The sequence below is a fragment of the Pyrinomonadaceae bacterium genome, assembly GCA_036277115.1.
Taxonomy (GTDB): Bacteria; Acidobacteriota; Blastocatellia; order Pyrinomonadales; family Pyrinomonadaceae; genus UBA11740.
In genome coordinates this window covers 67,405-88,331 of the sequence record DASUNM010000002.1, presented here as the reverse complement: position 1 = coordinate 88,331, position 20,927 = coordinate 67,405, and the positions used below count along the sequence as shown (strand labels likewise).

Here is a 20,927-nt window from a genome sequence, read left to right as displayed (position 1 = left end):
TCGACCCGCCGGCAAGGAACAACCATGGCTGTAACTTTGATGAAGCATGAGGCCTCCCCCGGCTCGGCCCACGCGATGCTCGGCGACCGCACATGCAATCAGCTGCAGCCTGGCGAGGAGCCTGAGGCCCTGCGTTTTCTTGCCGAAAGGCCCATTCATGCGGTCTTTCTCGCCACCATCCTGCGGGACAACGGGGCGGTGAGCCCCAATAATCGAGGCACTTTTTACGTCTGCCGCAACGGATCGAAAAAAATTGAAGGCATAGCCCTAATCGGGCATGCTACTATCGTCGAGGCGCGCACCGATCACGCGGTCGCCGCCTTTGCCCAACTGGCTGCTCACAGCCGACACGCTCACCTCATTCGCGGCGAACGCCGCACCGTTGAGACCTTCTGGAAGCATTACTCCGAGGGCGGACAACAGGCGCGCCTTGTGTGCCGTGAAATGCTGTTCGAAAAGATGGAACAGACGCCCCCGTTTGAACCGGTCGCTGAATTACGGTTGGCGACGCTTCAAGAGACCGAGCACGTCGTCGCGATTAACGGGCTGCTCGCTACGCAGGAAGGTGGCAGTGATCCGCTTGAACGTGACGCAGAGGGGTTTCGCGCCCGCACGCGGCGGCGCATCGATCAACAGCGCATTTGGATTTGGATGCGTGATGGAAAAGCGATTTTCAAAGCCGACATCGTGGGCCATACGCCAGAGATGATCTACCTCGAAGGAATTCACGTGCACCCCGACGAACGGAAAAAAGGCTACGGCAAGCGATGCTTGTTGCAGCTCTCGTCAATTCTCGCCCGCCCCGGTCGATCAGTCTGCCTCACAATCAACGAACGAAGGGCAAACGCCGCCGCGTTTTACGTGCGCGCCGGGTTCGACTATCACAGTGAGTACCTAACGATCTATCTGGGTCAGGAATAAGTTCCGCGAGGTTTCCCCGTTAATGAGCGCATCCCCCGTCAGAGGAAAAATTTCTACCGCCTTCCGTTACGTCATCGTCGCGTGCGGCGTTGTATCGCTCGCCTATGCGATGTGGCGCATGCCGTTACCACATCTGGACGTACGGTTCGTGCTGCTGGCCGCGATCACCATGGTCGTCAGCTCGCGCTTCGCGGTGAAAGTTCCCCGCGTCAATACCAACGTCACTGTTTCTGACACCTTCATTTTTCTGGCCTTGCTGGTTTACGGCGGCTTTGCCGGAATCTTTTTGGCGGCGGCGGAAGGGCTGTTTTCCGGAATTAGAATCAGCAAGACGACGCTGACGGTCGCATTCAACTCAGCCATGATGGCTGTCTCGACGCTCCTTACGGTTCTGATCGTCGAGTTCTTCTTTGGTCCCATTGGGAACCTCAGGTTCCAGGAGTGGCAGCACTTCATCCCTGCGGTCGGCGCAATGGCGCTGTCTCAGTACTTCATCAACACAGGCATCAGCGCAATCGGTCTGTCCTTGAAAAAGTGGGACCACATTCTCCGCACGTGGCAGACACATTATCTCTGGACTTCGATCACTTACATCTCGGGCAGCACGGTGGCGGCGATCACTGCCAGCCGTTTCGACAAAGCCGGACTGGCGATCCTGATCGTCGGCACCCCGGTGATTTCGATCGTTTACTTCACCTATCACAAGTATCTCGACGAGATTAAAGCCAGCGCCGAACAGGCGGAACAGGCTGAACGTGAACGAGCTGAAGCTGAGAGCGCCCGCGCCGAAGCCGAGCGCGCGCGCGCGGAACAGGCCGAACGTCACGTCGAAGAGCTGAACCGGCACATCGCCGAACAGGAACGGATCGGCGCACAGCTTCAGGAGAGCAAAGACCACTTCCGTCACGCGGCTTTTCACGACACGCTGACGAACCTGCCGAACCGCGCGCTACTCGCTGAAAACCTGAAGTTCGTCATCGAACGCGCGAAGCAGCACGAGGATTATCAGTTCGCCGTGCTCTTCCTGGACCTCGATCGCTTCAAGAACGTCAACGACAGTCTGGGCCATTCGATCGGCGATCAACTGCTGATTGCGATGGCCCGTCGATTGGAGCATTGCATTCGCGAGAGTGACATGGTGGCGCGGCTGGGCGGCGACGAGTTCGCAATTTTGCTCGACGGCATTGCCGACTCCGGCGACCCGACCAGTATGGCGCGCCGCATTCAGGCCAAGTTGGAGTCACCGTTCAACCTGAGCGGCCATGAAGTTTTCACCACCACCAGCATTGGCATCGCGATGAGCTCAACCGGGTATGACCATCCGGAAGCGATGCTGCGTGACGCCGACACGGCGATGTATCGCGCCAAGGCCCAGGGCAAGGCATGCTACGAAGTGTTCGACAAAGGCATGCACGCGCGCGCCGTTTACCTGCTGCAAATGGAGAACGACTTGCGCCGCGCGATCGACCGTGAAGAGTTCCGCGTCCACTATCAACCGATCGTTTCACTCGATACGGGACAGCTCGCGGGCTTTGAGGCTCTGATTCGTTGGCAGCATCCCGAGCGTGGCTTTGTCAGCCCGGGCGACTTTATTTCCCTCGCCGAAGATACGGGCTTGATTGTTCCGATTGGGATGTGGGTGCTGAAGGAAGCTTGTCAGCAGCTCGCGAAATGGCAGTGGCAATCGCACACGACGCGAAACCTTTTCATGAGCGTCAATCTGTCCAGCAAGCAGTTGGCGCAATCGGCGCTAGTCAATCAGATTCGCGACGTCTTGCAAGACACGCATGTTGAGCCGAAGCATTTGAAACTTGAAATCACCGAAAGCGCCGTCATGGAAAATGCCGAGACCGCCGTGCAGCTTCTGCGGCGACTGAAGGCACTGGGCGTGCAACTGAGCATCGACGACTTCGGCACGGGCTATTCGTCGCTCGGTTATTTGCACCGCTTCCCGGTGGACATTTTGAAGATCGACCGGTCGTTCGTCGGTCGTATCGGCGAGGCCGCTGAGAATATTGAAATCGTGCGCACCATCGTGTCGCTGGCCGACAACATGGGCATGGAAGTCGTTGCCGAAGGCGTTGAGACGCTCGCGCAATTCGGCCAGCTGCGCGCGCTGAATTGTCAGTTCGGTCAGGGCTATCTGTTCTCGCGTCCGGCGGAAGCGAGCGCCATTGACGGCTGGATTGCCCGCACACCTGACTGGCAAGTCGCACTGTTTCCCAAAGGTGAGTTCGCCGCTCCGGCCGCTGCGCCGGTGGTGCAACTAAGATCAGCGTAGTTGTTCGCACTCAAAAACACTTCTTAACCTCTTCCGGACGATTCTCAGGCAACAACTTTTCCAGATGCGGCCGATCTGTCGCTGAAGTGTCATCCGGAAAACGTATCTCGAAAATCGTCGGCGCTAGCTGACGAAAGCGAAAGTGTGGCTCGATCACAGCGAGTTCGCGTATCTCTCCGCTTTGCCACGAGCACGGCTGCCACCAGCGCGGATCGACGTCAATGAAGACGCGCTGATTGGAACGCAAGTGCTGTTCGATTGTCTGTTGCAGTCTGCCGGCGGGAAATCCGGCGCCGGTGCCGATGTGAATCCACTGGCCCACGCGGATGCCGCGCCAGTAGGTCACCGCGACGGTAGCGAACCCGGCCATCACCACCGCGTCATTCGGCAACATTCGCAATCGTTCGATGTAATCCCTGGCGAAGACCAGCCGCTCGCGATAGTCGTAAATGCGCGCGCGCATTAGCAGGCCCATCGTCAACGCGACGACAAGTATCAGTGTGGTTATCGACGCAACGGCGTAACGCGGACTCTTTAGTTTCGTTGTTCCGAGATTTAGAAGATAGTTCGCGGCGAGCGGCGCCATCGCCGGCAAACCCGTCACGAAGTAACGCCAGTTGATTACCGTGCTGTAGTTAAGAATCAGTATCGCGTTGGCGAGCAGACCGACGCCCGCCGCCAACAGCAAGATCGTCAAGCCCCGGCGGCGCCATTCGCTGACGAATGCGAACGGCAGGCTCGCGAACACAACCGGCGAAACGAGGAAGAAGAACGCGAAAAACGGTTTCAGGTTCGCGAGCCCCAGCGGATGACGTGCGGCTTCGCTGCGGCCCGATTCGAACCAGATGTGCCACTGCGCGCGATAGCCCGCGCTCAAAGCGAACCACAACGCGAATGGGCCGACGGCGAACAGAATGAATGCGAACAGCGAAGACGCGACCATCCCAATCGTTCGGCGATCGAGTTTCCATCCAGTAACAAACGGCGCGAACAAGAGCCACGGAAAATAGAATGCGTTCGTCTCGCGCAGATTTACCGCCAATCCGAGCAGTGCCGCGCCCGCTAAAACCAGCCCCAGGCGCCCGCTTCTCAGTCCGCGTAGATGCACGATCAAGGCTGCCGCCAACAACCAAAGCGACGGCACCTCGGTCATTACCTGACTGCCGTAAAGCACGACCACCGGGCACACCGCGATCATCAGCCCGGCAAGCGTCGCCGCTAACAACGAACGCGTCAGATCGCGCGCCAGAATCCAACACATAACGATCGCCAGCGGCACCTGCGCGACCACCGCGAATTTGAAAAGCAGGTAAGCGTTCTCAGGCCCGACGCCGAAAACTTTGTGTGCGAAGGTGTACAGGGCGAAGTTGAAAAGCGTGAAAAGCGATCGCCCCAAAGCCATCGGCGAAGGCTCACCATTTAAAGACGCAATCGTGTAATCGAGCGCGTCCCAATCGCCGATGAACGGGTTCAGGTAAACAACGGCAAGCGCGAGGCCGAGCAACGCCGGCGGCACCCAGTAAGGGTAAGAACTCCAGAACGCCGGCAAGGAAGCATTCGTTTCGGAATGGTCTGAGGCGGGCGACACGGAAGTGCGCTTAATTATCGTGAGGCTCGGCGGCCGAGATTTGATGCAGCACGGACGGGGGCGGTGCAGTGGGCCGTGAAGTCTTGCGGCGGAGGTACTTCAGCGGCCGAATGAATTTCACGTACTTGCCGGCCGCGGGACCAAACATCTTGCCCATCGTTTCCGGATTCATGTCTTCGAATGAATGCAGCCAGAACGGCACGGCACAGCCACAGCGATCGCAATCGGCCTTGGGCCCCAGGATGCACTTCTCTTTGCGATTGCCGCTCACGTCCCACGAGGCCATCTTTGACTCAGCCAGACAATTGTCCGTCACGGCGCGGCAGTTTTCCGAACGCAGCAGTTCCAACGCGTGAGTGGTGCACTCAACCAGGTCCGGATACTTCGCTTTGATCGCGAGCAGGCGATCGATTACGCGATCGCGCTCTTCATAGTTCAGCCAAAGCTTGTCGGCCTCAGGCTGGCCGTGCATGTAAGTGTAGAACTCGAAAATGATGCCGCTGTTGATCGGTTCGTTCTTCCATTCTTCGACGAACTGTTCCAGCTCGCCCTCGTTCTCGCGTGTCAGGACGGTAGCAATGCCAATGCGCAGTCCGCGCTCGGCCGCGTCGCGAATCATTCGCTTGATGCGCTGATAAGTTTTCGCTCCACGCAGACGATCGTGGCGGGCTTCGACGCCGTCAACCGACACTTTAAAGTTCACATGTGGCCAATCCGGAATGCGAATCGTGCCGTTCGTCACGACCATGTTGCGACGAAAGTAGCGCGAACCCATCTCGATGATTTCCTGCCGCATCAATGGCTCGCCGCCGACCCAGGTGCATGAGAAAAAAGGGAAGCCTTCGGCTTTCAACTTGTCGAAGAATGCGCGCCAGCGCTCGACGGCGAGATTTTCGGGCTGCTCGTGCTCAAAGAAGTAGCAATGATGACAGCGCAGGTTGCACTGGTTGGTCACGTCCACCGAACACACAGCGTCCTGGGGGATGCCTTCGAGCGCAAAGCGCGTGAGCTGGCGAATGGGATTGGCTTTACCGGTCATTGAGGTCGCGAATCGAAGTCTAATACAGACGGATGCGGACGGGAAGCTGTCGTTGACTTGATCGGATTTCTCATTCTCGCCGTCGCTTTAGCGCGGCGATCAGCAGCGCAAGGGCGGGAGGAATCCGTTGAAACGGTTTCCGGTTGCATAACCGCGGTGTGCGCACCGGGCTAAAAGCCGTGTGAATGGAAAACTCAAAGTGAACCAGCGGCTGACACCGAGAATTATAAACCCGCGAGTTCGATGCGCTACACTACGCCGTCTTCAGTCTCCATGGCCAAACACGGACAGATCCGAACGAATCTCGAATACTGGCTGGCGCGAACCATTCTCTGGTTCTTTTCGCTGCTGCCGTTGTCGTCCGCGATTCGTGCGGGGCGAGCGTTCGGGCGCTTCGGACTCGCGTTTGGCAAACTGCGACGGACTGGCCGGCGGAATCTCGAGCTGGCTTTTCCCGAAGCCTCACCGCAAGAACGCGAAGAACTTCTGCGCGGTTGTTTTGAGAATCTTGGCCGCGCGTTAGGCGTATTCAGCCACCTTCGAAAAGAGTCGCCGGAATCGTGGCGCAAGTTTGTCGATTGCGATGGTCTCGAGCGGTTGGCGGCGGGACGCGAAACCGGGCGCGGGGTGATTCTGTTCACCGGCCACATTGGCGCCTGGGAGTTGTCGAGTTTTGCCCTCTCGCTGTTTGATCAGCCGTTGAGTTTTCTGGTGCGGCGCATTGATAACCCAAAGGTTGAAGCGCTGGTCGATCGGTATCGCATGAGCCGCGGCAACCGAACGATCGACAAGATGAACGCCGCCCGCGAGATGCTTCAGATTCTGCAAAGCGGCGGCACCCTGGGAATCCTCGTCGATCTGAACACGCTCGATCGCGAAGCAGTGTTCGTTGACTACTTCGGCGTGAAAGCCGCCACCACTTTTATTGTCGCGAAGCTAGCGTTACGAACCGGGGCAGACGTCTTTCCGGTATTCGCCCCGTGGGACAAGGCGCGCGGCAAGTTCGTCGTGCAGGTCGGTGAACCGCTGCGCGTCGATCGTTCTAGCGACGAGACAGAAGACGTGCACCGCCTCACGCAGGCGATGACCGGTGTCGTTGAAGATTACGTGCGCCGTTATCCCGATCAATGGCTTTGGATCCATCGGCGCTGGAAAACGCGCCCGCCTGGCGAACGCGAAATTTATGGTTGAGCATGCCGTCTGTAGCTAACATCGAACGGGCTTATGCGCCTTCCGATCTCTCCTCATATTCGTTCCTTGAACGGATGATGATTCGCGCCATCGGGCTGACGCTATATGCCGTCATGAAACTGCTTGGTTCGACCTTGAAGTTCGAGGTCGAGGGTTGGGAAAACCTGGAAGCGGCATCGGCGGGCAGCCAACTGCCCATCTACACCACCTGGCACAATGGCGTTTTCCTTTCGACGTATTTCTGGCGCGACCGCGGCATCGTCGTCATGAGTTCACGCAGCTTCGACGCGGAATACACGGGGCGTTTGATTAAGCGATTCGGTTACGGGACCGTGCGCGGCTCTTCCACGCGTGGTCATACGGGCGCGACGATTGAGATGATCCGGCTCTTGCAGGTGGGCTGTCCCGCGGGCTTCACGATCGATGGCCCGAAGGGTCCGCGGCACGTCGCCAAAATGGGCGCCGTGTTGATAGCTAAAAAGGCCAGCCAACCGGTCCTGCCATTCGTGATCGTGCCGGCGAAGTCCTGGGAGATCCGCAAGAGCTGGGATCAGACCCAGATACCCAAACCGTTCACCCGCGCTCGGGTAATTATCGCGCCGCCGATCTACGTGGAAGCCGATGCCGCGCCCAGCGTGCTCAACGCAAAACGTGATGAGCTGCAGCGCACCCTGGAGGCATTAGCACAAAAGGGCGAGCAGTGGCGGGCCAGTATTTCCTGAACCTCACTTCGTGTAGTAGGATTGCGGCACCGCAAGTAAGTTCCAAGTTCCAAGTTTCGAGTTTCAAGTTCGCGGCGTTGACTTGAAACTGGGAACTTGTAACTTCAAACTGCGGTAGCGGAGGCCCGATGATCAACCAGGAACGCATCAAAAATCTTCTGCTTGAGTTCGTGCAGATCGACAGTCACTCGCGCAAGGAACGCGAAATCGCCGAGCGCATCAAGAAGTACTGCGAAGAAATGGGCGCACAGGTCGAGATTGACGACGCGGGCGAGAAGGTCGGCGGCAACAGCGGCAATGTGATTGCCCGGTTTCCCGGGACGATCGCCAGCGCCGAGCCGATCATGATGAGCGCGCACATGGACACGGTCGTTCCCGGCGAAGGCGTAAAGCCGATTGTGGAAGGCGACATCATTCGCACGGACGGCACGACGGTGCTCGGCGGCGACGACAAGAGTGGCTGCGCCGTGATCCTCGAAGTGATTCGCTCGCTCCAGGACCACAACATTCCGCACACACCTATCGAAGCGATCTTTTCCATCTGCGAAGAAGTCGGGTTGCTCGGCGCGAAGAATGTTGATGTAACGAAGATCAAAGCCAAGTACGGAATTGTTTTCGATTCCGACGATCCCGGATTTCTTTTCACTAAAGGTCCTTCCGCCAATCACATGGAGTACCGGATTCACGGTCTCGAATCGCACGCCGGCGTCGCGCCCGAGGAAGGCATCTCGGCCATCAGGATTGCGGCTGAAGGCATCGCGGCAATGAAACTCGGACGCATCGATGAAGAGACCACTGCCAACATCGGCCAAATCGAAGGCGGCATGGCGACCAACATCACCCCGAACCTGGTCGTCATGAAAGGCGAGGCCCGCTCGCACAGCGAAGAAAAACTCGAGGCGCAAACCGCGCACATGACTAAGTGCTTTGAAGACGCCGCCGCCAGATACGAAGTCACCGTGGCCGGAAAAACTACGAAGGCATCCGTTGAAGCTCACGTCGTTCGTGAATACTCGTCAATGGACGTTCCCGATGCATCGCATGTAGTTCAACTCGTTCTCAAAGCGGCGCAACGCATGGGTCTCGACGTCAAAACGATGGCGTCGGGCGGCGGCTGCGACGCAAACGTTTTCAATCGCAAAGGGATCGAGTGCGCCAACCTCGGCACGGGCATGCGCGCCATCCACACCGTGAAAGAGTGGCTCGACGTGAAAGACATGTACGCGTCGGCTGAGATGACTCTGGAGATCATGAAGCTGAACGGCGAGCTGGCGATGAAAGCGTCGGCGACGGGCGCTTAGGTTTCAATCTTCTGTTTACCTCGAAAGCGAATATACTGCCGCCGGCGTACCCTGATCTGAGGCTGAACGTCGCCGGATAAAATATGCAGCCTTCCACTTCCACTCGGAACAACATCGAGGTAAACCATGATTCGATTTCACTTGATCCTCCTAACCCTGGCAGCCGCGGTATTCTTAGGCAGTTCGCATGATCCAGCTCAGGAAAAGTCCGCCCAGCCGAAGCTTGCGATAGAGATACTCGACGGCCGTAAAAGGATTCCCGCGCCCATATTCGAAGCTCCTTCTGGGGGTGTAATGGAAATGGGCACGACCGATCCCATTCCCGATTTCAAACCAACTGGCGCTCCGCTCACGCGCATACGGATCCGCGCGGTCATGGAAGGCGACGCGGCCAGAGTCAAGATCGCAGGCGTATTCGACGACTCTGAGCCGGCCGATGCGCCCGGTCCAAAGTACGGTCCGGTGGAAAGACCAATCGGTTCATACCTCGCGCGCGAAGGGGAGAAAATCGAAGTCAATGAACTGAAGTCCCTTGGGTTCAAGCCGCTCGCGCTTAAAGTCGTCCGCTTCGTTCCCGAAGTTGAAACTCCGGGCCCGGCGTTTGCGCCGGTGGTAACTAATAAACTCAAATCAGTTGAAGTCGTAGTTCTATCACCGGTACCGGATACAAGTGCATACCGCCTGACCGTGCGAAATATTTCAAGCAAGAACATTGTCGCGCTGGATGTTTATGTGCCTAAAGAGCGTGGCCGCAGCGGTGTAACGACCAACGGCTCCGCCACGCGTCCGGTGATGAAACCCGGCGGCACGTCTGACACTTTGATCCACGAGAACCGCGGCCGTCGTTTAACCAATCAAGGTTATGTTGCTGAAGAGCCCTCGAACAAAATCATAGTCGGAACGGTGGTATTCGATGACGAGACTTACGAGGGAGAAGCTGCGACAGCATTGCAGGTAATCGGCAATCAAACAGGCCGTCGTTTGCAATTTACCCGAGCCGTGCTTTTACTGAAAAACATTCTGGAGGCTCCCGATCAAGATTCCGCGGCAATGCTTGGACGCGCAAGAAGCGAAGTGTCACAACTTACCATTGATGTGGACAGTAAAACTGTGGACGAGTTGCTTGCTCGTTTCCCGGAGCTTCCCGCGAAATATGATCGTAAGACCCTGGCTTCGATCATGATGCGCGGGTTCCTGGAAGCAAGACAACGCCTGCTTTCCGAAATTACAGAAATCGAGAACGCAGCCCGACGCGATCCAGCCTCAACCACTCTTGTCTGGCAGCGAATCAGTTCCTATAAAGAGCAACTGGAAACCGAGGTACGCGCCACTAAGCAGGCCACGACTTATTGACGGGGGCCCGTGAGTTCTATTTCGTGAAAAGTTAATGCCTCCGCGCTGGACCCACATCACGATCAACTGTAGCGACCTGGAACGGTCAATCGATTTCTACACTTCGCTTTGCGGCCTATCGATCGTTCGCGACCGTCGCCCGGAAGGTCGTCACAACGTTTGGCTGGGACCGAGGACGCCTGCCGGGCAGGATCCCGTCTTCGTCCTGGTCGTGGTGCAGGATGAGGTGAAAGCCCGCCTCGATCATTTCGGATTTCAGTGCGAGTCGCGCGCAGACGTCGATCGCATTGCTGAACTGGCGCGGCAGCAAAACATTCTCGTCGAGCCGCCGGTGGATATTGGCGGAGTCGTCGGTTACTTCACGATGGTGCGCGATCCCGACGGACATCTGGTTGAGTTCACGGCGGGGCAACCGCTGAAAGGATTGTGATACGAAGGAGCTACGAGTGTCATTCACACCGCGCTTTAGCGCGGTGGGTCCCCAGAGCAAGGTTCGGAAACCGTTTAAACGGTTTCCCGTCAGGCCACCACTTCGCAGTCACTGCGCTGAAGCGCGGTGTGAATGAAAAAATCATGATTCGACCTTTCCGCGGTGTTCATCCGCAAATTCACGAAACGGCTTTCATCGCCGACAGCGCGCAAGTCATCGGTGACGTCCACGTCGGCGAACAGGCATCCGTCTGGTTTGGTTCGGTCGTGCGCGGCGATATGTTCTACATCCGCATCGGAGACCGCGCGAACGTCCAGGACAATTGCGTCATTCACACGCGCACCGGCGAGAAGCCCACGATTCTGGAAGAGGAAGTCACCGTTGGCCACAGCGTGACGCTGCACGGCTGCTACGTTGAACGGAAATCTCTGATTGGAATTGGATCGATCCTGCTGGACGACGTTCGTGTCGGCGCTGAATCATTGGTCGCCGCAGGCTCGCTAATTTCGCCCGGCACAATCATTCCGCCGCGAAGCTTAGTGATGGGAATGCCCGCCCGGGTGAAGCGGCCTCTGACCGATGAAGAAGTCTTGAGTCTCGATCGCTTCTGGCAGAACTATGTAGAGTATTCGGCGGCGTATTTGAAGGAGTGACGTTGGGAGTCAACTCGTTTTCTGTAGGAGAGACGTTCACACCGGATGCGTCGAAAGATTTCTGTAGCCCAGGCGTTCACGCCTGGGTCAACGGCGAGATTCCTCAGCTCCTTCAGAAGCTTTAAAAAACTAAAGCCTCCTGAAAAGGAGGCTAATCAAAATTTTCGACACCAGTTTTCCCAGCCGTGAACGTCTGGGCTACATAAAACTCACGCGCGCTTCTCTTGAGTCGGTTGTTCGGGCGGGCTAAGTGGCATCAACTCACTCTTGTATCCGCATCCTTCGGCGTCGGAGCAGTACTTAGTGGTTCCCTTCTTGGTCGTCTTCTCCAGCACAAACGGTTTGCCACATTGCGGACACGGTTCCTGCACCGGCTTGTCCCAATAGACTTCCTCGCACTTAGGATAATTCGCGCAGCCGTAGAAAACTTTTCCGCGGCGCGACTTCTTCACCACGATCTCTCCGCCGCAACCCGGCCTCGGGCACTTCATGCCGATGGTTTCCTGCTTGATGTATTTGCACTTCGGATAATTCGAGCACGAAACGAATTCGCCGAAACGGCCTTGCCGGCGCACGAGTTGCGCGCCATCAACGGGACAGTTTTCATCAATCGGCACCGGCGCCGCGGTCATCTTGCCGCTCTTGGAAATCTTTCGAATGTTCCGGCATTCGGGATAGCCCGAACAGCCGTAGAACGGTCCGAAGCGGCCGCGCTTAAGCTGCATCTGTTTGCCGCAAAGTTCGCACGCTTCAATTTCTTCTTCACCGTCAGCGGCCGGAGCGGAATCCGCCGGGGCTTGCGGTTCAGCATCGCGCGTCGCGCTGCAACTGTTACACTTCAGGTACTTTCCAAAGCGGCCGAGCTTCTGCACCATGCCGGGCGTGCCGCACTTCAGGCACACTTCATCGGTAGGTGTTTCCTTCTCTTTTACCGTCTTTGCGTACTTCTCGAATTGCGCCAGATCTTTGCTGAAGGTCCCGTAGAAGTCTTTGATCGCATCGGTCCACTTGAGCTTCCCCTCTTCGATCTCGTCGAGCTCTTCTTCCATGCGCGCGGTGTAGGTCTCGTTGAAGAGATCGTCAAAGCCGCCTTCGATCAAAACGTCGTTGACGGTCTTCCCGAGTCCGGTGGGATGAAAGCGTCCTTCTTTCTTCTCGACGTACTCGCGATCCTGGATCGTCGTCATGATCGCCGCATAAGTTGAGGGCCGTCCGATACCTTTTTCCTCGAGGGCTTTCACCAGCGTCGCTTCCGTAAACCGCGGCGGCGGTTCGGTGAAATGCTGTTCCGGATCGATTGTGTTCAGCGCCAGGGTCTCGCCCTTTGTTACCAGCGGCAGCGTGCGTTCATCCTCTTCATCTTCGGCCGGTTTCTCATCGCGGCCCTCCTGATAAACCTTCAGGAAGCCGTCAAACTTCTGCACCGATCCGCTGGCGCGGAAAATAAACCGGCCGGCTCCTATGTCGATAGTCGTCTGATCAAAAAGGGCGGGTGTCATCTGGGATGCGACGAACCTTTGCCAGATCAAACGGTAAAGTTTTAGTTCTTCAGGTTTGAGATACTGCGCCAGCGAGTCGGGCGTGCGTGTGACGTCAGTCGGCCTGATCGCTTCGTGAGCATCCTGCGCGTCTTTCTTCGACCGGTAATGAACGGCTTTTTCGGGAAGATAATTCGCGCCGTACTGCTGACCGATAAACCCGCGCACTTCGCCGAGAGCTGTTTCGCTAACTCTGATCGAGTCCGTGCGCATGTAAGTGATCAAGCCGACGGAACCTTCGCTGCCCAGCTCAACCCCTTCGTAAAGATGCTGGGCAATCATCATCGTGCGCTTCACCGCGAATCCGAGTTTGCGCGATGCTTCCTGCTGTAACTTTGAAGTGATGAAGGGCGGAACCGGATTTCGTTTCCGTTCCTTGGTGGTGACTTCGTTAACGACAAACTTTTGTTGCCTGGCTTCGGAAACGATCTCATTCGCCTGCGCATCGTTGCCGATAAGAATCTCAGATTTCTTCAGATCCTGGTCGAAACCGCTGGTCTTAACAGTTTGCTCGCCAACCTTCAGCAAGCGCGCGGCGAACGGCGGCGGTTGTTTACCGGTCAAGTTCGCCGCGATCGTCCAATACTCAGTCTTGACGAACGCCTCAATCTCGCGCTCGCGCTCAACGACCATTCGCAATGCGACGGATTGCACGCGCCCGGCGCTCAAGCGTCCGCCGATCGTGCGACACAGCAGCGGCGAGACTTTGTAGCCGACCAAACGATCGAGTATGCGCCGCGCCTGCTGAGCGTCTACCAGGTTTTCGTCGATTTGCTTCGGATGGTCGAACGCGGCCTGCACCGCGCGCTTCGTAATTTCATTGAACATCACGCGATACGTCGGGACGACCGGTTTCTTGGGAACAATCTCTTCCGCGAGGTGCTGGCAAATCGCTTCCCCTTCACGATCCGGGTCGGCCGCGAGATAGATCGCGTCCGCGGTTTTCGCCGTTTTCTTCAGGTCGGCAACAATTTTCTTATTATTTCGCTTCCTTGTATCGGGGATAACTTCGTAACTCGGCTCAAAGTTGTTTTGGATGTCGACGCCGAGACCCTTCGAAGGCAGATCTTTGATATGCCCAATTGAGGCCTTCACGATGAAGTCCTTGCCGAGATATTTATTGATCGTTTTCGCCTTGGCCGGCGATTCGACGATTACGAGGTTCTTTGCCATTTATCTGTTACGCGCCGTCTCTCCAAAAACTGACCGTGATTCCATCTAATTGCGACATCCGATTAAGTGCGCCCGTCCGGTCACGCACAAATGTTGGTTGGATGACCGGGTTGCTTTGCCGATTTACGCGGGGTCGAAGGCGGCATGAAAATACCACTAACCTTGACTCGCGTGTCAAACCGGCGTCACCGCAAGCTGCGAAATTATGCCTAACAGTGTATTCTCAGTCAGGCTTCCCTAACACATTCAGCTACGAGGTAAGACATGGCAAAACCTTTAGGAATACTAGGCGTTCTGGTCCTTTGCGCGTCTGCAATTTTCGCGTTGAGTCCGGCCGAGCCACCCGCAGTCGGGAGCGTTGCTCCGGAATTCACCCTCACGACCAATGAAGGCAATCAGGCCTCGCTGAAGGACTTTCGCGGAACCTGGGTCGTGCTTTATTTCTATCCGAAGGACTTCACCAGCGGCTGCACGCTGCAAGCCCGCAACTTCCAGATGGATGGGGAAAAGTACAAAGCAGCCAAGGCCGTCGTGCTCGGAATCAGCGTCGATACTGCGGAATCGCACAAGAGTTTCTGTCAGAAAGAAGGCCTGACTTTCAAACTGCTTTCCGACACCGAAACCAAGGTCTCTGACGCGTACGGCTCCTTGATGGAGTACAACGGGATGAAGCTCTCGGCGCGCAACACTTTCATCATCGACCCGCAGGGCAAGATCGCTAAGGTCTTCCTGAAAGTGAAGCCGCTGGGCCACAGCGCAGAAGTTCTTGCCGCACTGGCTGAACTCCAAAAGTAACTTCGGCTACATCCGGCGCACAAAACACTTGCCTGGCAATGCGCGAATTAACTCGCGCATTTCCAGCGCGAGCAGCGCGCTGGTGAGTTGGGTGATCGAGAGCTTTGTCGCATCCGCGAGCGCGTCGATTTGCTGCGGCGTATCCGTCACCAGCAACCTGAAAATCGCCCGTTCATTCTCTGACAAATCCGCAGGCGTAAGTTGGAGCTGATCGACCAGCTCGCCCTTCTTTGTGCGCTTCCGACTTGGCGGCGGGAGAAGTTGCGCTGCGATTTCCGCCGGCAATTCGCCTGCGACATCCTGCCATTGCTGCACCAGCTTGGCTCCCGCCCCTTTGATCAGATAGTTCGTGCCGAAGGAATTTCGTGAAGTGATGTTTCCGGGGACCGCGAACACTTCGCGGTTCTGCTCCATCGCGAGGCGCGCAGTGATCAGAGAACCGGAATTCTCGGCCGCTTCAATGACGAGCACTCCCAGACTCAATCCGCTAATCACGCGATTGCGATAAGGAAAGTTTTCTGACACGGGAGGTGTGGCCAGCGGAAACTGCGTCACTAATGCGCCGCCGTTTTGCAGAATCTCCAATGCCAGTTTGCTGTGATCGCGCGGATAAAACCGATCGAGGCCGGTTCCCATCACGGCGACAGTTTTCCCGCCGGCCTCCAACGCGCCGCGATGCGCAGCCGCATCGATGCCCCGCGCCATTCCGGAAATGATCGTGACGCCGCGCTGGGCCAATTCGCGAGACAACATCAACGCGGCGTTTTGGCCATACGTCGAACAACGACGCGACCCGACGATCGCGACACATGGCCGCTCGAGGCATTCTGCCCATGGGCCGCGCACGTACAGCACCACCGGTGGATCGTAAGTCTCGCGCAGAAGCGTTGGATAGACCCCGTCGTCAAGCACAATGATGTCGCCGCCGAGCTTGCGGACGCTTTCAATCTCACGTTCAGCGCGTTCGAATAGCTCGCGGCTCGCGATGCTCTCGATTGCCTCGGGTGTCAGACGCAGCAAGGCGAGCTCTCGTCTGGGCGCATCAAAAATCGCTTCCGCCGATCCGAAATGTTCCAGCAGGCGCGCAGTCACACGCGGGCCCACACCGGGAGTCATGTTGAGGGCAATCCAGTCTTTCATGGTAAGGCGTGAGTTTAGCGTTTGTGCGTGATTCTTTCGGGCGAGCCGGCCGTTTCACTTCTAAGTGTCGGGCGCGACCGCAGTTCCTTTCGTTCGACAAAATCAGCGCAAAGTCGTTAATCTATCCACCCATTTCCGCAACGGAGGCGCATCTGTTCTGGTGAATGGCGCGGTCTTCAAAACCGTTAGTGAGACTGCGAGAGCAGGCTCAGGTAGGTTCGATTCCTACACGCCTCCGCCAATTTTCTTTCGCCAAAATCTCTCCGCCCTGCGTCTGAAAGTCTGATTGTCACGATCAATAAAGCGGCAACCGTTTAGAGGCGGGCTGCCGCCCGCCTGAGCGATTTCCAGAACTGCGGGCAGTAGCCCGCCTCTAAACAAGCATTCGTTATTTAAATGCATAAGGAGAGAACATGAAGACCTACTTTTCGAGATTTGCTTTGGCTTTGGCAGCTGCCTTCCTGCTGGTTCCCGCTATTACGCAGGCACAACCGCGCGTCGCGCGTGGGCGCGTCCACACCAAAGCCGACGTGGATCGCATCATCAAGCGCGTCGAAGATCGTGGCGACAAGTTCGAAAAAGAGTTTGACAGGGCTCTGGATCGCAGTCGCCTCAACAACACGCGGCGCGAAGATCAACTGAACGATTACGCAGAGGATTTAGAGAAAGCGACCGATGAACTGCGCCGCGAATTCGATCGTCGCGATGCGTGGGCTGAGAACAAGGCTGAGGTGCGAAAGTGTTTGGACATCGCGACGAAGCTAAATGTCGCGATGCGTAGCCGGCGTTTGGGACCAAAGGTCGAAAGTACATGGTCCGCGCTGCGTTACGAGTTGAACACCCTGGCCGGCGTTTACAACCTGCCGCCGGTTGGCTCGGCCCAATACTGAGTGACACAGACTTCAGTCTGTGTTTTGAAGATCAGAAGACATTTCAATCGCAGGCGCGGAGTGACTCTCAAAGTTCACTCCGCGCTTTTGTTTTGGAGTGCTGGTTCAGTTTGAGAGTGTCTCATTCCGCCGTCGCTTTAGCGCGGCGATAAATTGTCGACGGGAGAAGGAAACCGTTTAAACGGTTTCCCTTGAATGGCCGCAGGCAGCCACGGGCTAAAGCCGCGGCGTGAATGAGAAAGCTTCAAGCCAACCAGGCGTCTGTTTACCGCCGCTTGACCCGCCCTCCTCGTTCTCCTATCATTCTCGTTTTCGAACGAGCGTTCGAATTTCGGCACAGACTTTAATCTGTGCCGCGCTTGAACGCAGATCACAGACTGAAGTCTGTGCCACATACATGATTAACTTTCAAACTTCTCCGGACCAATACAAGCACTGGAAGCTGTCGTTTGGCGGCGCTGTCGCAAAACTTTCCATGGACGTCGCGGAAGACGAGACGCTGGCAGATGGCTACAAGCTGAAGCTGAATTCGTACGACCTGGGCGTCGATATCGAGCTCGCTGATGCGATTCAGCGAATTCGGTTCGAACATCCCGAAGTGCGCGCCGTCGTGGTCACCAGTTTGAAGCCGCGCATTTTCTGCGCCGGCGCCAACATCTACATGCTCGGCACGTCGTCGCACGCGTTCAAAGTCAATTTCTGCAAGTTTACAAACGAAACGCGCTGCGCGATTGAAGACGATTCAAGAGCTTCAGGACGGCGCTACCTGGCGGCCTTGAATGGAACCGCGTCCGGTGGCGGTTACGAACTCGCGATCGCCTGCGACGAGATTTACCTGGTTGACGACGGCAACTCGGCCGTTTCCCTTCCCGAAGTTCCTTTGCTCGGCGTGTTGCCGGGTACGGGCGGACTGACGCGCCTCGTGGATAAGCGCAAGGTGCGGCGCGATCGGGCTGATGTTTTCTCCACGCTGGCCGAAGGTTTGAAAGGCAAACGCGCGAAAGAGTGGGGGCTAATCGACGATTCGTTTGCGACCAGCAAGTTTCAGGAGTCGGTTGATGAACGCGTAGCCCAGATTGTGGGAGCTGATGGTCAGCCAAAGCCTGTTACTGGAATCAAACTTAACCCTCTCAAATTCGAATCAACTGACAACACCCGCGATTACAAATACGTCTCGTTAAAGCTTTCGCGCGACAAACGCTATGTCGATTTGACCCTGCGCGCGCCTGAAGGCGACCTCCCAACTTCAGCCGATGAGATGCAGAAGCTGGGCGAAGATTACTGGCCGTTGCGCGCGTACCGAGAGCTGGACGATGCGCTCCTGCATCTGCGCGTGAACGAAGCCGAGATCGGTTTGGTTTGTATTCGCACCGAAGGAAACATTGAAAGCGTTCTCGCGGTTGATAAGGCCATCGCGGCCAATCGCGATAACTGGCTGGTGCGCGAAATCATCCTTTACATGTCGCGCGTCCTCCGCCGGCTCGATCTAACGGCCAAGAGTTTCTTCTCGATCATCGAGCCCGGCAGTTGCTTCGCCGGTAATTTGTTCGAGTTGGTGCTCGCCTCTGACCGCAGTTACATGCTGAACAATCCGGATGACGAGGTTGAGGTCGCCTTGAGCGAACTGAACACCGGCGCGTTTCCGATGAGCAATGGATTGACGCGTTTGCAGTCCCGGTTCCTGGCCGAGCCCAAGAAAGCTTACGAAGCGTTCGCGCGCGAAGGCTCGTTCGACACTGAAGCCGCGGACGAAGCCGGGCTCGTAACTTTCGCGCCTGATGATCTGGACTGGGAAGACGAAATTCGTTTGGCGATTGAAGAGCGCACTTCGCTTTCGCCAGACGCTTTGACCGGCATGGAGGCGTCGTTGCGCTTCGCCGGACCAGAAACGATGGACACGAAGATTTATGGGCGACTGACCGCCTGGCAGAACTGGATCTTTCAGAGACCTAATGCCGTTGGCGAACATGGGGCGCTGACAAATTATGGAAAGCCGACGCAGGCGAAGTTTGATTACAAGCGGACCTAGCTAGTGATGTCCGGAAATTTGATTATCACTGTCTGGGATCGCGATCCTGACTACCTGGGCATCGATATCCGAGCGACGAACGAAAGGTACTCCGGCACGGCGCGACTCTATGCTGGAATCAATGCAATGTCGGAACTCGCGGATGTCATTACCGGGTTTCCCACAACGCCGCACGACGAACGAGAGTATGTGTTCGGCACTCAGAAGCCCGGCTTTGCTGGCGGTTTTTGCTCTTTGCAATTTCGATGCACCGACGGGGTGGGCCATGCGCACGTCGAAATTATGATGCAAGACGATGCTACCTATCACGAGCCGGCGAATGCCAGCTTTGGTTTTCCAGTGACCGCTGCCGGCATAGATCTCTTTGTGCCGAAGCTGCGCCAAATTGATCAGAACCTACTTAATGAGGCTGAGCTTTCATAACGAGTGTTGAGATGAACTTAAACGAACGCATTCCTAACAACGTTAACTTGAGCGAGGACAAACGTCTTCAACGCGCTCTCGAGAAGTGGCTGCCGAACTTTCTCGATTGGTGGCAGGACATGGGGCCGGAAGGTTTTCAGCAGAAGGATGTCTGGTTGCGCACGGCGATCGACGTGGGCAGTGAAGGCTGGGCCCATTTCGATTACGTGAAGATGCCCGAGTACCGCTGGGGAATTTTTCTCGAGCCCGCGCAGCCCGACGCAAAGGTTGGCTTCGGCGACAACTTTGGCCAGCCCGTTTATCAGGAAGTGCCGGGCGAGTTTCGCAACCCTTTGCGCCGCATCATCGTCACCCAGGGCGATACCGAACCGGCTTCAGTCGAGCAGCAACGCCTTCTCGGCAGCACCTGTCCGTCGCTTTATGACATGCGGAATCTGTTTCAGGTGAACGTTGAAGAAGGCCGGCATCTCTGGGCGATGGTTTATCTGCTACACGCGTACTTCGGTCGCGACGGGCGCGATGAAGCCGATGCATTGCTCGAGAGGCGCAGCGGCAATCCGGACAAGCCACGCATCCTGGAAGCGTTCAACCAACCGTGCGATGACTGGCTGAACTTCTACGCGTTCACGATGTTCACGGATCGCGACGGCAAGTATCAGTTGTCGGCCCTCGCTGAATCGGGCTTCGAACCGCTCGCGCGCACGTGCAAATTCATGCTGACTGAAGAAGCGCATCACATGTTCGTGGGCGACACGGGCTTGAGCCGCGTCGTCAAACGCACGGCGCAATTGATGAAACAGAGTCCGAACGAAGAGGTGCGCGACCTCGGCGGCATCCCGCTCGAAATTATTCAGAAGTACATCAACTTCTGGTTCAGCTATTCGCTGGATCTGTTTGGCGGTGAAATCAGTTCGAACTCGGCAGACTTCTTCGCGGCCGGCTTGAAAGGCCGTTTCAAAGAGCAGGAGCAGTACACGGATCACATCGCGGCCGAAGGCTCCTTCACGATGAACGTCGTCGAAAATGGCAAGCTCTTGCCGCGTGAAGTGCCGCTGCGAAATGCTCTGAACGAAGTCCTGCGCGGCGAGTACGTGAAAGACTGCGAGAAGGGTTTGGCGCGTTGGAACAAGGCGCTCACGGATGAAGGCCTCAGCCAGCGTCTGTACCTGCCGAATATTCGTTTCCACCGGCACGTCGGCGAGTACGCGGGGCATCACTTCGATATCGAGGGCAATCTCATTTCGAAAGGGCAGTTTGAGACTATGAAAGATCAATGGCTGCCGACAATGGAAGATCGTGAATACGTGCGCAGCTTGATGAAGCCGGTGACGGAAATCGGCAAAATCGCGAACTGGATCGCGCCACCGACCTCAGGAATTAAAGGCAAGCCGTTCGAGTTTGAATATGTAAGATTGTAGCTGGGAACGCGGGCGCCCTCGCCCGCATTGAGCGGGAAGCGC

At 56.7% G+C, this 20,927-nt stretch carries 17 protein-coding genes and 1 tRNA gene; 14 read left to right on the top strand and 4 right to left on the bottom strand.

Annotation, left to right across the window (positions count from 1 at the left end):
• The first annotated feature begins 24 nt into the window (after window positions 1–24).
• Together VFX97_00480 and VFX97_00475 are read left to right on the top strand one after the other, a co-directional pair.
• Window positions 25–921, top strand: a complete 897-nt coding sequence (locus VFX97_00480; protein HEX5701674.1) for a GNAT family N-acetyltransferase — start codon at window positions 25–27, stop codon at window positions 919–921.
• A gap of 22 nt (window positions 922–943) precedes the next feature.
• Window positions 944–3,202 (top strand): EAL domain-containing protein, encoded by a 2,259-nt coding sequence (locus VFX97_00475; GenBank protein HEX5701673.1) that lies wholly within the window; start codon window positions 944–946, stop codon window positions 3,200–3,202.
• A 10-nt stretch (window positions 3,203–3,212) separates the two neighbouring features.
• On the opposite strand, the gene VFX97_00470 is transcribed toward VFX97_00475, so the two are convergent.
• Window positions 3,213–4,790 (bottom strand): glycosyltransferase family 39 protein, encoded by a 1,578-nt coding sequence (locus tag VFX97_00470; protein ID HEX5701672.1) that lies wholly within the window; start codon window positions 4,788–4,790, stop codon window positions 3,213–3,215.
• Window positions 4,791–4,800: 10 nt separating this feature from the next.
• Window positions 4,801–5,829, bottom strand: a complete 1,029-nt coding sequence (locus VFX97_00465; GenBank protein ID HEX5701671.1) for a radical SAM protein — start codon at window positions 5,827–5,829, stop codon at window positions 4,801–4,803.
• A 273-nt stretch (window positions 5,830–6,102) separates the two neighbouring features.
• Between VFX97_00465 and VFX97_00460 the strand changes: the two genes are divergently transcribed.
• The 6 genes from VFX97_00460 (at window position 6,103) to VFX97_00435 (ending at window position 11,479) form a co-directional block, all read left to right on the top strand.
• The gene (locus tag VFX97_00460) at window positions 6,103–7,020 is read left to right on the top strand and encodes a lysophospholipid acyltransferase family protein (protein HEX5701670.1); all 918 of its coding nucleotides are present in this window, start codon (window positions 6,103–6,105) and stop codon (window positions 7,018–7,020) included.
• Window positions 7,021–7,022: 2 nt separating this feature from the next.
• Complete coding sequence (locus VFX97_00455) at window positions 7,023–7,742, top strand: lysophospholipid acyltransferase family protein (GenBank protein HEX5701669.1); 720 nt, start codon at window positions 7,023–7,025, stop codon at window positions 7,740–7,742.
• A gap of 128 nt (window positions 7,743–7,870) precedes the next feature.
• The gene (locus tag VFX97_00450; protein ID HEX5701668.1) at window positions 7,871–9,043 is read left to right on the top strand and encodes a M20/M25/M40 family metallo-hydrolase; all 1,173 of its coding nucleotides are present in this window, start codon (window positions 7,871–7,873) and stop codon (window positions 9,041–9,043) included.
• Window positions 9,044–9,169: 126 nt separating this feature from the next.
• Entirely contained in the window at window positions 9,170–10,396 is a 1,227-nt protein-coding gene (locus VFX97_00445) for a hypothetical protein (protein HEX5701667.1), read from the top strand.
• A gap of 34 nt (window positions 10,397–10,430) precedes the next feature.
• Window positions 10,431–10,826 (top strand): VOC family protein, encoded by a 396-nt coding sequence (locus VFX97_00440; GenBank protein HEX5701666.1) that lies wholly within the window; start codon window positions 10,431–10,433, stop codon window positions 10,824–10,826.
• 143 nt (window positions 10,827–10,969) lie between these two features.
• Window positions 10,970–11,479, top strand: a complete 510-nt coding sequence (locus tag VFX97_00435; GenBank protein ID HEX5701665.1) for a gamma carbonic anhydrase family protein — start codon at window positions 10,970–10,972, stop codon at window positions 11,477–11,479.
• Window positions 11,480–11,688: 209 nt separating this feature from the next.
• Here the strand turns inward: VFX97_00435 and topA are convergent, their stop codons facing one another.
• Window positions 11,689–14,190, bottom strand: a complete 2,502-nt coding sequence (gene topA, locus VFX97_00430) for a type I DNA topoisomerase (protein HEX5701664.1) — start codon at window positions 14,188–14,190, stop codon at window positions 11,689–11,691.
• A gap of 264 nt (window positions 14,191–14,454) precedes the next feature.
• Here topA and VFX97_00425 point away from each other — a divergent pair, with 264 nt between their 5' ends.
• Window positions 14,455–14,985: a peroxiredoxin gene (locus tag VFX97_00425; protein HEX5701663.1), complete on the top strand. Its 531-nt coding sequence runs from the start codon at window positions 14,455–14,457 to the stop codon at window positions 14,983–14,985.
• Window positions 14,986–14,991: 6 nt separating this feature from the next.
• On the opposite strand, the gene dprA is transcribed toward VFX97_00425, so the two are convergent.
• Window positions 14,992–16,125, bottom strand: a complete 1,134-nt coding sequence (gene dprA, locus VFX97_00420) for a DNA-processing protein DprA (protein HEX5701662.1) — start codon at window positions 16,123–16,125, stop codon at window positions 14,992–14,994.
• 142 nt (window positions 16,126–16,267) lie between these two features.
• Here dprA and VFX97_00415 point away from each other — a divergent pair.
• The 5 genes from VFX97_00415 to boxB all read left to right on the top strand — a co-directional run bounded on the left by VFX97_00415 (window position 16,268) and on the right by boxB (window position 20,885).
• Window positions 16,268–16,366 (top strand) — tRNA-Sec (locus tag VFX97_00415).
• Window positions 16,367–16,538: 172 nt separating this feature from the next.
• On the top strand, window positions 16,539–17,015 hold the full coding sequence (locus VFX97_00410; protein ID HEX5701661.1) for a hypothetical protein: 477 nt from the start codon (window positions 16,539–16,541) through the stop codon (window positions 17,013–17,015).
• A 397-nt stretch (window positions 17,016–17,412) separates the two neighbouring features.
• Window positions 17,413–19,044 carry a 2,3-epoxybenzoyl-CoA dihydrolase gene (gene boxC / locus VFX97_00405; protein HEX5701660.1) on the top strand — a complete coding sequence of 544 codons (1,632 nt, stop codon included), beginning with the start codon at window positions 17,413–17,415 and terminating at the stop codon, window positions 19,042–19,044.
• Between the two features lie 6 nt (window positions 19,045–19,050).
• Window positions 19,051–19,467, top strand: a complete 417-nt coding sequence (locus VFX97_00400) for a hypothetical protein (GenBank protein HEX5701659.1) — start codon at window positions 19,051–19,053, stop codon at window positions 19,465–19,467.
• An 11-nt stretch (window positions 19,468–19,478) separates the two neighbouring features.
• The gene (gene boxB, locus VFX97_00395; GenBank protein HEX5701658.1) at window positions 19,479–20,885 is read left to right on the top strand and encodes a benzoyl-CoA 2,3-epoxidase subunit BoxB; all 1,407 of its coding nucleotides are present in this window, start codon (window positions 19,479–19,481) and stop codon (window positions 20,883–20,885) included.
• The last annotated feature ends 42 nt before the right edge of the window (window positions 20,886–20,927 follow it).